Origin of the sequence: Shouchella sp. JSM 1781072 (genome assembly GCF_041949915.1) — a bacterium.
In the GTDB taxonomy this organism is placed as follows: domain Bacteria; phylum Bacillota; class Bacilli; order Bacillales; family Bacillaceae_D; genus Shouchella.
Genome location: NZ_JBHFQE010000001.1, coordinates 133794 through 146016, shown reverse-complemented (window position 1 = coordinate 146016; position 12223 = coordinate 133794). Strand labels below are relative to the sequence as shown.

11 protein-coding genes and 1 riboswitch are annotated in these 12223 nt (G+C 40.9%); of the genes, 1 reads left to right on the top strand and 10 read right to left on the bottom strand.

Annotation, left to right across the window (positions count from 1 at the left end):
* Nucleotides 1-48: 48 nt before the first annotated feature.
* The 10 genes from ACE1TH_RS00735 to uvrB form a co-directional block, all read right to left on the bottom strand.
* Nucleotides 49-543 carry an acyltransferase gene (locus tag ACE1TH_RS00735; protein ID WP_375078225.1) on the bottom strand — a complete coding sequence of 165 codons (495 nt, stop codon included), beginning with the start codon at nucleotides 541-543 and terminating at the stop codon, nucleotides 49-51.
* On the bottom strand, nucleotides 540-1181 hold the full coding sequence (gene ppaX / locus ACE1TH_RS00730; protein ID WP_375078224.1) for a pyrophosphatase PpaX: 642 nt from the start codon (nucleotides 1179-1181) through the stop codon (nucleotides 540-542). Before ppaX ends, ACE1TH_RS00735 begins: the two co-directional genes overlap by 4 nt.
* A complete protein-coding gene (locus ACE1TH_RS00725) occupies nucleotides 1171-2127 on the bottom strand; it encodes a nucleoside recognition domain-containing protein (RefSeq protein ID WP_099301706.1) in 957 nt (318 codons plus the stop codon). The genes ppaX and ACE1TH_RS00725 overlap by 11 nt, the downstream gene beginning before the upstream one ends.
* A gap of 14 nt (nucleotides 2128-2141) precedes the next feature.
* A complete protein-coding gene (lgt, locus tag ACE1TH_RS00720; protein ID WP_099301707.1) occupies nucleotides 2142-3005 on the bottom strand; it encodes a prolipoprotein diacylglyceryl transferase in 864 nt (287 codons plus the stop codon).
* Nucleotides 3006-3032: 27 nt separating this feature from the next.
* Nucleotides 3033-3968 carry an HPr(Ser) kinase/phosphatase gene (gene hprK, locus ACE1TH_RS00715; RefSeq protein ID WP_099301708.1) on the bottom strand — a complete coding sequence of 312 codons (936 nt, stop codon included), beginning with the start codon at nucleotides 3966-3968 and terminating at the stop codon, nucleotides 3033-3035.
* Nucleotides 3969-4100: 132 nt separating this feature from the next.
* Nucleotides 4101-4445 (bottom strand): phage holin family protein, encoded by a 345-nt coding sequence (locus ACE1TH_RS00710; protein ID WP_099301709.1) that lies wholly within the window; start codon nucleotides 4443-4445, stop codon nucleotides 4101-4103.
* A 12-nt stretch (nucleotides 4446-4457) separates the two neighbouring features.
* A complete protein-coding gene (locus tag ACE1TH_RS00705; protein ID WP_099301710.1) occupies nucleotides 4458-4643 on the bottom strand; it encodes a PspC domain-containing protein in 186 nt (61 codons plus the stop codon).
* A 35-nt stretch (nucleotides 4644-4678) separates the two neighbouring features.
* Nucleotides 4679-5749, bottom strand: a complete 1071-nt coding sequence (locus tag ACE1TH_RS00700; RefSeq protein WP_099301711.1) for a DUF4097 family beta strand repeat-containing protein — start codon at nucleotides 5747-5749, stop codon at nucleotides 4679-4681.
* A gap of 82 nt (nucleotides 5750-5831) precedes the next feature.
* Nucleotides 5832-8693, bottom strand: coding sequence for an excinuclease ABC subunit UvrA (gene uvrA / locus ACE1TH_RS00695; protein WP_255223784.1), 2862 nt, complete (start codon nucleotides 8691-8693; stop codon nucleotides 5832-5834).
* 4 nt (nucleotides 8694-8697) lie between these two features.
* A complete protein-coding gene (gene uvrB / locus ACE1TH_RS00690; protein ID WP_099301713.1) occupies nucleotides 8698-10680 on the bottom strand; it encodes an excinuclease ABC subunit UvrB in 1983 nt (660 codons plus the stop codon).
* A 277-nt stretch (nucleotides 10681-10957) separates the two neighbouring features.
* A riboswitch (FMN riboswitch) is annotated at nucleotides 10958-11080 on the top strand.
* Nucleotides 11081-11193: 113 nt separating this feature from the next.
* Here uvrB and ACE1TH_RS00685 point away from each other — a divergent pair.
* Entirely contained in the window at nucleotides 11194-12180 is a 987-nt protein-coding gene (locus ACE1TH_RS00685; protein ID WP_375078223.1) for a DMT family transporter, read from the top strand.
* Nucleotides 12181-12223 lie beyond the last annotated feature (43 nt).

Sequence of the window (12223 nt, the reverse complement as noted above, 5' to 3'; positions counted from 1 at the left end):
ACTTAGACCATCGTCTAAGTCTTTTCTCGACAAAAACCGAGAATTCCTTTATTCGCTTGAAAGTTTCTTAATAAAACACATCGGATTTCCAGCGACAAACGTATCCGCAGCTACGTCTTTATGAACAACTGTGCCAGCGCCTACGACAGCACGATCACCTATCGTAACCCCAGGTAATATCGTGCAATTCGCACCAATCATCACATCATTTCCTATTATAACATCGCCTAAGCGATATTCCTTAATGAGGTATTCATGAGCCAAGATTGTCGTGTTGTAGCCGATAATTGAATTTGTTCCGACTTTAATACGTTCAGGAAACATGGCATCAACCATCACCATTAGCGCAAACGCTGTATACTGGCCAATCTTCATGTTTAAAAACGTTCGATACAGCCAATTTTTCATCCTCATAGAAGGGGTAATTCTTGCTACTTGACTGACGAGAAAGATTTTCACAACTTTCCAAAACGAGACCGTCTTGTATAGCTGCCAAAGAGAATTCGTTCCTGAAACGGGGTAACGCTCTGTCTTTCTACTCATCTCTCTTTCGCGATCTGAAGGAGGTCGTCCATCGAATGGATAATAAAATCTGGGTTAAAGGATTGTAAATAAGCCTCTCCTTTAAGAGCCCAACCTACCCCAACACTTATGGTCCCAGCACGTTGACCAGCTAATACATCATGAGAATTATCTCCAACCATAATGGCCTCTTCAGGGGAAGAGCCTAAACGTTCTAATGCTTTCAAAATAGGTTCTGGATTCGGCTTCTCGTTTGTTACATCATCAAGCCCAATCACTACATCAAAATAAGGCTCTAAGCCTGTTAACTTCAAACCCATTCGAGCCGTCTCTTTTATTTTAGTCGTGACAATCGCAAGTTTATATCCTTGTTGATGAAGCTGCTCAATGCCTTCTTTAACTCCTGGATAAATCGTCACGAGCGCATCGTGATGTAAATGATTGTGTGCGCGATACTTTGCAATATACGCTTCCGCTTTCTCTTGATTTATAGAAGAAAAGGTATCCATCAAAGACGGGCCTATAAACGGAAGAACCGTTTCTCTCGTATATTGGCCTGGATAATCCGCCTGAAGCGTATGAAGAAACGATTGGATAATTAACTCATTCGTATCAATTAACGTACCGTCTAAATCAAACAAAACTGTATTAATGGTCATATAGGGCACCCTTTCCATATGCAGACTCTTTTCTTTTTTCTAATCGTGTCCATACTCTTGAAATAACGATGGTTAGCAATAGAGCTGTTATCACTCTTATCACTAGCAGTGGCCAAACTGGAATCCCTAGCACAACAAAGACGAGCGTATCCTCTACAACTGCATGACATGCGACGAGAAAAATAAAGACGATGTACAAATCTTTTTTCTTTACTTTATCTTCTTTTACAGCGTCAATCATCACTCCTGCTCCATAAGCAAGACCGATGGTTAATCCAGAAGCAAGCGTTACGGATGTATTGCGATCCACTCCAATAAGGCGAGTGAGTGGGGACAACCATTTTGAGATGACCTTTAGCCAACCTCTTTCTCTCATAATTTGCACAACGAGCATTAAAGGAATGACGACCATCGCTAATTGGGCTACGCCCCAAAAAGCTGTTTGCAGCCCGACAAACACCATTCCTAAAATCGTTGTCGGTTCTGCTGCTTGCGTAGCTGAAGCAAGCCCATAAACGGCTTGCTCGCTGCCGCCATCCCAAATGAGGTTAATCACAAATGCAGAAAAAAGCGCTAAGAAAATCCGGACGGCGACAATAGGGAAAACTTTAATTCCGACTTTTGTCGCCACTGCTGATTCCACAATTAAATTGTGCGAGAAGGATAACATGATCGCAAGAATGAATACTTCTTTTACGGTTAATTCAAGGGATAGAATAGCGCCAATCCCTGCAAACAAATTAAGCACATTTCCAATCACTAGAGGAATTGCAGCTTCTCCAGGTAAACCAATAAGATTCATCACTGGTGCAATTCCTGAAGCAATCCAGCCTAAGACAGGCGTATAACCTAAAAGCGTAACAAACAGTGTAATCGGAAAAATAATTTTCCCTAATGTCCAGGTCGTTTGCAATCCAGACAAGAGCCCTCGTTTCACCACTCCCATGGAATCCCTTCTTTCTATTTTTTCTTTTTCTGTTTATTATTCTTTGTGTTTGCTGAAGTCGTAGCACCATCCGTATCTAAATAACGTGGGGGCTGGACGACCATACGTCGATAAATCCATAGAATAATTGCTAATCCAACTAGAACGATTGAAATAAATTGCGCAGTTCGTAGCGTTTCCCCGATTAACAAATAATCCAAACGGATGCCTTCAATAAAGAATCGGCCGACAGAATACCAAATGACGTAACTGAAGAAAAGTTCCCCTTGTCTTAAGTTCGCTTTTCTTAACAAAATTAAGACGATGACACCTACCACACTCCATAACGATTCATACAAAAAGGTAGGATGATAATACGTGCCATTTATGTACATTTGATTAATGATCCAGTCAGGCAAGAATAGCCCTTCGAGAAATTCTCTTGACACTTCCCCACCATACACTTCTTGGTTGACAAAGTTTCCCCATCGACCAATCGCTTGACCAATAAGAATCGCTGGTGCAGCAACGTCGGCAATTTTCCAAAAAGATAACTTCTTCACGCGAGCAAAGACAATCGCCGTTACAACCGCACCAATTAACGCCCCGTGAATCGCTATTCCGCCTTCTCGAATGTTAAATACGCTTAACGGACTATCTGCAAATTGATCCCATCTAAAAATGACATAGTAAAGTCGCGCACAAATAATAGAAATCGGCAACGCCCATACGAGTAAATCAGCAAACGTTTCTTTGGGAAGACCTCGCTTATCCCCTTCATAACGTGTCCATAAATAACCAACAAACACACCTAAAAGAATCAACACCGCGTACCAATAAATATCGATTGGCCCAAGCGATATAAAAACCCGATCCATCGGTTCAATTTGTGTATTCAATCTGTCTCACCTCTCTACTCTCTATCATTAAAATTCTTCATTATCCCCTTGTTCAATTACTTGCGTCAGACGCTCTGAAAATTCTTGAGCAGCATTAAAACCAAGCCGCTTTAAGCGAAAATTCATTGCAGCCACTTCAATTATAACGGCCAAGTTTCGTCCTGGACGAACAGGCACCGTCATCTTTGTTATTTCTGTATCAAAAATTTTCATTTTATCTTCTTCAAGACCTAAACGGTCATACGCTTTTTTCTGATCCCATGTCTCGAGGTTCATACATAAGCTTATACGTTTAAACGGCCGAACCGCTCCAGCACCAAACAAGGTCATCACATTAATAATTCCTAACCCTCGAATTTCGAGTAGATGTTGCAATAACGGCGGAGGGTGCCCAACTAACGTATCTTCATTTTGCTGACGAATTTCAACTGAATCATCGGCTACTAAGCGATGGCCTCGACGCACAAGATCAAGCGCAGTTTCACTTTTACCGACACCACTGCCACCAGTAATTAACACACCAATCCCATAAATATCAACAAGAACCCCGTGTACAGCCGTGACAGGCGCTAATTCACTTTCTAGATAGTTGGTTACACGGCTACTAAGCTGTGTCGTTGTTAATGTTGATCGAAGAACAGGTACATTTTTATGATTTGCTGCCGCAATAAGTTGAGACGGAGCTTCTAATCCTCGAGATAAAATAATACCAGGTGTATCATAGGTACATAGCTTTGTCATCCGCTCTTCTTTTTCTTCATCCGATAACGATTTTATAAAAGATAGCTCGGTTCGTCCAATTAACTGCAGACGACGAGCAGGATAATACGTAAAAAAACCAGCCATTTCAATTCCTGGACGAGAAATATCACTCGTCGTAATTGGACGATAAATCCCTTCTTCCCCTGCTAATAGTTCAAATTGGAATTTCTCTAATATATCATTCGCTGTCACTTTTGACATGCACACACCTCTTTTACTTAGCTTTCCACTAGCCATATTGTAGCACGATTTTTACCAGAGTCATAAACCTTAAAAAAGTGAACAAAAAAGACGCAGAGTCAGCGCCCTACGTCTCAAAGATTTCTTATAAAATTAGCTTCGTTTGACAGGGTTTATTAAAATCGCTTGGAACAGCGCAATAATCACAGCTGCAAGTAAAGCAATACCAAAACCATCAATCACAAAGTAACTTCCCATAAACCAAGCGGTCAACATTAATGTTAACGCACTAATGACAAATAGGAATAATCCTAGCGTTAAAATGGTTATTGGCAACGTTAATATCGTCAGTAACGGTTTTACAGTCCAGTTTAAGACTGATAAGATAAGCGCAGCAATCAAGGCAGCGCCAAATCCACTTAAGGTAAAACCAGAGAATAACGCTGATAAAAGTAAAAGCACAAGTGCATTAAGCACAAGACCAATAAGCCATCTCATATGAACCCCTCCTTACTCAGTTGGCATTAAAAATGTAGCAATGATATAGGCAATAAGAACGGGCCATACCGTTGAGATTAACGCTAAGATAACAGCGATAAGACGAATAATTGTTGGATCGATTGAAAAGTATTCAGCAATTCCGCCACATACGCCTGTTATCATACGCTTATTCGATGATCGTTTTAGTTGCTTCATCTAACATTACTTCCTTTCAACGACATATACTTCTTCTATTGATTTCTTAATGTGATACTACCAGTATTAGCAACAGCACGAACTTTCACCTTGCCTGAAATGTCATCATTAGCGGTTACGTGCATATAACGTTGCGCAAGTTCTTTTTTCTCGTCATGAACAATTGACGATTCAAGATGATTGTGAATGGAGCCGACATTTGAACGAAGCTTCCCTTCAAATCGAACATCTTCTGCAATAAAGAGTTTGACGCTACCTGTAGTCGTTTTAACATCTAAATAACCAGCCGTATCGTCGTTTTTATTTAAATAATACGTAATGGACCCGTTCACTGTTTCCACATCAGCATCTTCAATTTTTCCATCTGCTTTAATCGTTCCATTAAACGTTTTTGCAAATAACGAGCCAATCGTATTTTCCTCAATCGTAATCGATCCATTCATTGTTTCCAAGCTTGCTTTTATTGCTTCCACATGCGTAACTTTAATTGAGCCATTTGTTGTGTTCGCTTCAAGCTCTTTCGTTTGTATCGATTCCCCAGTTAAAGACCCATTAAACGTATAAAGTTTAATGCTATCATAGGAAGATTTTGGAACATATAGCGTTCCATTCACTTTCATTGTTTTTGACTTCGTTTCAAACACTAATTCCCCGTCAGATATTGAAAAAGACGATTCTTTCATTAAAAATTCATGTGCCTGCTCGTCGTTATTTGTTCGGTATACTTTTGCATCAAGTTCTAATCGTACACCTTGTTTTTCCCACGGTACAACGGCAAACGAACCATTTTCTAAAGAAACCTTTACTTTATTAAACTCAGCTTGTTCTTCTTCAAACGTATGTTGAATGTCCATTCCGTTTCCAAAGTTAAAGTCAAAATCACCATCTCTCACTTTTTGAAAAGCGGATTCAAAAAAACTGGTAAACTTCGTAAAAGGTGACTCTTCAGGATCTTGGCGTTCTTTACTAGATGAGCCGGTATTACTAGCAGTTGAGTTAGAGGATACGTCCTCCTCTTTCCCAACAGCTTCAAGTAACTTTAAGCCTTCTTCAGCAGAGACTTTCCCATCTTCTATCATCTTTAAAATCATTTTACGTTCTTCCATCACGATCGCTCCTTTTCAATATTATCTTCTATGATCTTATTACGAAGAAGCAAGGTCACATGTTTCATTTTTTCCCTATTTTTTATGATGAAAACTCGAATTTTTCTGCGTAGCGTGCTTTATCTCTTTCTAATATCGGTTTTAAGTAGCGTCCGGTATATGATCCTTCCACTTCTGCCACTTCTTCAGGAGTTCCTTGCGCAACGAGCTGACCCCCACCAGTACCGCCTTCAGGGCCTAAATCAATAATGTGATCAACCGTCTTAATCACATCGAGATTGTGCTCAATTACAAGAACGGTATCGCCATTATCGACAAGACGCTGAATGACGCCTAACAAGCGATCAATGTCATCCACATGCAAACCTGTCGTCGGTTCATCTAAAATATACAGGGTTTTCCCTGTTGGTCGTTTATGAAGCTGTGAAGCGAGTTTCACACGCTGTGCTTCTCCACCAGATAACGTCGTTGCCGGCTGCCCTAACCGGACATATCCCAAACCAACATCAATTAACGTTTGGATTTTACGTTTAATCTTTGGAATGCTTCCAAAAAACTCAACGCCCTCTTCGACCGTCATTTCTAATACATCTGCAATCGTTTTGCTTTTGTACGTTACTTCTAACGTCTCGCGATTATAGCGCTTCCCGTGACAAACTTCACACGGGACGTAAACATCAGGCAAAAAGTGCATTTCAATCTTGATAATGCCGTCTCCTTTACATGCCTCACATCTACCGCCTTTCACATTAAAACTAAAGCGCCCTTTTTTGTACCCTCTTACTTTTGCTTCATTCGTTAATGCAAACACATCACGAATATCGTCAAATACACTTGTATAGGTTGCAGGGTTGGATCGTGGCGTACGGCCAATTGGTGATTGGTCAATGTCAATGACTTTATCCATTTCCTCAATACCGACAATTTCTTTGTGCTTTCCAGGCTTATCTTTGGCACGATGAATTTTTTGCGCAAGAGACTTGTGGACAATTTCGTTTACAAGGGTACTCTTTCCAGAACCAGAAACACCTGTTATAGCAGTAAAGACACCGAGCGGGAATGTGACGTTTATATTTTTTAAATTGTTTTCCGTAGCGCTTTTCACAATAAACTTTCTACCAGTAAGGGAGCGACGCTCGGTTGGAACCTTAATGAATCTTTCACCAGCTAAATACTGACCTGTCAAGGAGTTGGGATCAGCAATCAATTCTTGTGGAGAGCCTTGTGCTGTCACATAACCACCGTGCACACCTGCCCCTGGTCCGATATCGATAATGTGATCCGCTGCTAACATCGTATCTTCGTCATGTTCAACAACAATGAGCGTATTTCCTAAATCGCGCATCCGTTTTAACGTTTCAATTAAGCGGTCATTATCTCGTTGATGCAGCCCAATGGAAGGTTCATCTAAAATATAGAGCACACCCATAAGCGATGAGCCAATTTGTGTCGCAAGTCGAATACGCTGCGCTTCCCCACCCGATAACGTGCCAGCCGCTCGAGATAGTGTAAGATAATCCAATCCCACATTGATAAGGAAGCCAATTCGGTCTTCAATTTCTTTCAGAATAAGTCTTGAAATCGAACGATCTTTATCTGATAGCTCCAACGTTTGCATAAACTGAAGCGCATCGGTACAAGAAAATTGACTCACTTCTCCGAGATGTTTATCCCCAACATAAACAGCAAGCGCTTCTTTTTTTAATCGATAGCCTTTACAAGTTGGACAATTTTTCTGGGACATATAAGTCCCCATCTGCTCGCGAATATAATCTGAACTTGTCTCTCTATACCTGCGGCTAACGTTCGTTAAAACTCCTTCAAACACAATCATATGCTCACGAACGCGCCCAAAATCATTTTCATAATGGAAAAAGATCTTTTCTTTTCCACTCCCATTCAAAATGATGGATTGTTGTTTTTCCGACAGTTGATTAAAAGGCGTATCCATATCAATGGAAAAATGCTCGCATACCGCTTCAAGTAGCTGTGGATAATACGATGAGCTGGTTGGCTCCCACGGTGCGATGGCATGATCCCTTAACGTTCTGTCTGAATCAGGTATCACGAGCTCCGCATCTACTTCTTGCTTCACACCGAGGCCATCACAAGCGGTACACGCGCCGTACGGACTGTTAAATGAGAAAAAGCGTGGCTCTAATTCAGGAATGGAAAATCCACATTCCGGACAAGCGTGATGTTGACTAAACAGAAGTTCTTCGCCGTCAATGACATCGATCAACACACGTCCATCAGCAAGATTTAAAGCCGTCTCTAGTGAATCAGCCATTCTCGTTTGAATTCCGTCTTTCACAACAATCCGATCGATGACCACTTCCACGTTATGTTTCTTATTTTTATCAAGCTCTATTTCTTCCGTTGCTTCTCGCATTTCTCCATTAACACGGACACGAACGTAGCCATCTTTTTTAATTTGATCAAATACTTTAGCGTGGGTTCCTTTTCGTCCAGAAACCATAGGCGCAAGAATCTGCATTTTGGTACGTTCAGGGAACTCTAGCAATTGGTCAACCATTTGCTGAATCGTCTGCGATGTAATCTCAATGCCATGTTTTGGACAAATAGGCTTACCGATTCTAGCGTATAAAAGCCTTAAATAATCGTGGATCTCTGTTACCGTTCCAACGGTTGAACGCGGGTTTCGACTCGTTGTTTTTTGATCAATCGAAATAGCTGGAGATAACCCTTCAATTGAATCAACATCAGGTTTGTCCATTTGCCCTAAAAATTGACGCGCATAGGCGGATAACGATTCTACATACCGCCTTTGTCCCTCTGCATAAATGGTGTCAAATGCCAAAGATGATTTCCCAGAACCGGATAAGCCCGTTAACACAACAAGCTTTCCTCTAGGAATTGAGACATCCATATTTTTTAAATTATTTGATCGTGCCCCTTTAACGACAATCTCTTCGTGTGCCATACCGTCATCCTTCCGCTTTAAGCTCTAACAGCATATCTCGAAGTTCAGCTGCTCGTTCAAAGTTTAAATCTTTCGCAGCTTGCTTCATTTCTACTTCTACTTGTTCAATGGTCTTTTCACGTTCTTTTTTCGTCATTTTTTGTTGCGGTTTTTGCGTAACATCGTATTCGCCATCTTCTTCCGCTGCATACGTCGCTTGGACTACATCAGGGATTTTCTTTTGAATCGTTTGAGGCGTGATGCCGTGCTTTATATTATATGCTTCCTGAATCTCTCGACGGCGCTTCGTTTCGCTTATCGCCACTTCCATTGAACCTGTCATTTTATCCGCATACATGATGACTCGACCGTGTTCATTTCGGGCAGCTCGACCAATCGTTTGAATAAGAGAACGCTCCGCTCGTAGAAATCCTTCTTTATCTGCATCCAATATGGCAACGAGAGAAACTTCTGGAATATCTAGTCCTTCTCGTAATAAATTTATCCCAATGAGAACATCAAACGTCCCCATTCTTAACTGGCGAATGATCTCAAGTCGATCCAATGTCTTTACTTCAGAATGCAAATAGCGGACTTTTATCCCTAACTCTTTTAAGTAATCCGTTAAGTCTTCAGACATTTTCTTCGTTAATGTGGTAACGAGTACACGCTCGTCCCGTTCAATCTGCTCATGGATTTCGCCAATTAAATCATCAATTTGTCCTTCAATTGGGCGAACCTCAATTGGCGGATCTAATAAACCAGTTGGTCGAATAATTTGTTCAACCATTTCTGGAGTATGCTCTAGCTCGTAAGGTCCAGGTGTTGCCGAAACATAAACCGCTTGGCTCACTTTCCCTTCAAACTCAGCAAATTTCAATGGTCGGTTATCCAATGCTGAAGGCAAACGGAACCCGTGGTTCACAAGAATTTCTTTTCGAGCTCGGTCACCATTATACATACCTCGTACTTGAGGCAATGTAACGTGAGACTCATCCATAATAAGTAGAAAGTCTTCTGGAAAGAAATCAATTAACGTATACGGTGTAGCCCCAGACTCTCTTAGTGTTAAATGACGGGAATAATTTTCAATCCCTGAGCAAAAGCCCATTTCAGCCATCATCTCAAGGTCATAGCGCGTACGCTGTTCTAAACGCTGCGCTTCTAGCAATTTCCCCTCTTCATGCATCGTTTTTAACTGTTCTTCTAACTCCGTTTCAATGTTCGCAATCGCTTTTTTCATTTTTTCTTCTCGGGTAACGAAGTGAGATGCCGGAAAAATAGACACGTGGTTGCGTTCGCCTTTAATTTCACCTGTTAATGCGTCTACTTCTGTCATCCGGTCAATTTCATCACCAAAAAACTCAACCCGGATACATTGCTCGTCACGAGAAGCTGGGAAAATTTCCACAACATCGCCTCTTACACGAAATGTTCCGCGGATGAAATTTAAATCATTTCGATCATACTGGATGTCTACAAGCCTGCGTAATAACTCATTTCGATCCATTTCCATTCCTGTACGTATAGATAAAACAAGGTCTCGGTACTCTTCTGGATTACCTAAACCATATATACACGACACACTAGCTACGATAATCACATCTCGTCTTTCGAATAAGGCGCTTGTAGCCGAATGACGTAATTTATCAATTTCATCGTTAATGCTTGCATCTTTTTCAATAAAGGTATCAGACGACGGCACATACGCCTCTGGTTGATAATAATCATAATAGCTAACAAAATATTCAACTGCATTATTCGGAAAAAATTGTTTAAACTCACTGTACAGCTGTCCAGCAAGGGTTTTATTGTGTGCCATAATTAATGTCGGCTTATTGACTGCTTGAATCACATTTGACATTGTAAACGTCTTACCGGTCCCCGTTGCGCCAAGTAACGTTTGATGCCGATCACCGTTTTCAATCGCACGTACAATTTTTTCAATTGCATTTGGTTGGTCGCCTTGAGGCGAATAGTCTGATACTAATTGGAACGTTTGATCCATCTTTAATAGAGCGATTAACTGGATGTTCGTCAGTTAATCCACTCACCCCTCCTTCGCAAAAGAACATTATCCTACTGTTATTCCCATTTTCCGTCCATTAAAACAATACATGTTCATCCTTCTCTAAACACACGTTCGCTTAATTATATCACAGTTTTCACTCCATATACCAACTTTTACGAACGCACGTGCGTACCCATATATTGTTAATGAACATATTTATGGACGAATAGCTGATAATCCAGTATGATAACAATAATGATTATTACATTTGAATAGGTGTCTTCGGGGCAGGTGAAATTCCTGACCGGCGGTAAAGCCCGCGACTCCACATCATGATGTGGACTGATTTGGTGAAATTCCAAAGCCGACGGTAAAGTCCGGATGGGAGAAGATCAAATTGAAAGAATGTAGCCTTTGCTACGTTTATTTCGTCAGCCCTGAACATTTTTTTGTCCAGGGCTTTTTTTGATTTTTACAGAAGACCTTTTCACTGAAAAGGAGCTCACAGCTGTGAACGAACAACGAACGAATAAAACATTTTGGTTTATTGTCATTGGTGCCGCCTTTTGGGGGATCAATCCATTGTTTCGAATTTTATTACTCGATACAATGACTTCTCTACAAATCGTCTTTATCGAACATATTATTTTAGCTTTAATCGCTATACCCATTTTGTATAAATTCCGAAGCGATATTAAAAAACTGCGCTTTAAAGATTTAGGCGCACTCTTATTTATTTCGTGGGGTGGCTCTGCCATTGCAACGCTTTTGTTTACTCAAGGTTTAACAATTGCTTCATCAGGTGGCGAAATTAATTCTGTCCTCTTATTACAAAAGTTGCAACCCCTTTTTGCGATTACGCTGGCACATTTTCTGTTAAAAGAGAAGCTACCCCAACGTTTTGGTTTATACGTACCGATCGCACTAGTTGGTACCTATTTACTAACGTTCGGTTTTTATTTTCCGATTAATAATCCAAGCGAGATCCTTCAGCTAGGCAGCTTGTATGCGATTGGTGCAGCCGCGCTGTGGGGAGGTTCAACCGTGATGGGTCGTATTCTTCTACAAAAATGTCGTCACGAAACGGTGACTGCTTTACGCTTCTTGCTTGCTTTACCATTGCTTGGTGTATTGATTACAGTATCACCTGAAATGTGGACAACACCTGAATCAGCTGTGGCTTTAACCTTTATCGGGCTTAACATTCTCGCGTCTGCTTTATTGCCAGGTCTTGTATCAATGCTTCTATATTACCGAGGTCTCCAGTCGGTGAAAGCTTCTGTGGCAACGATTGCGGAATTGAGTTTTCCAATGACAGGTTTGCTTGTATCATGGATTACACTTGAAGAAACAGTCACGATTGCTCAATTAATCGGCTTTGCTCTTATCTGGTTTGTTTTATATCGCATTTCTAAGCAACAAGATACCATTTCCCAGCTCCCGCCTTTAAAGAAGAGGCAAAAAGCAGCGTTACGAACATCTGAAGATACACCTTAAATAAGCGCTACCTTGCACGCATTACGATAAAAAAGGACGACTA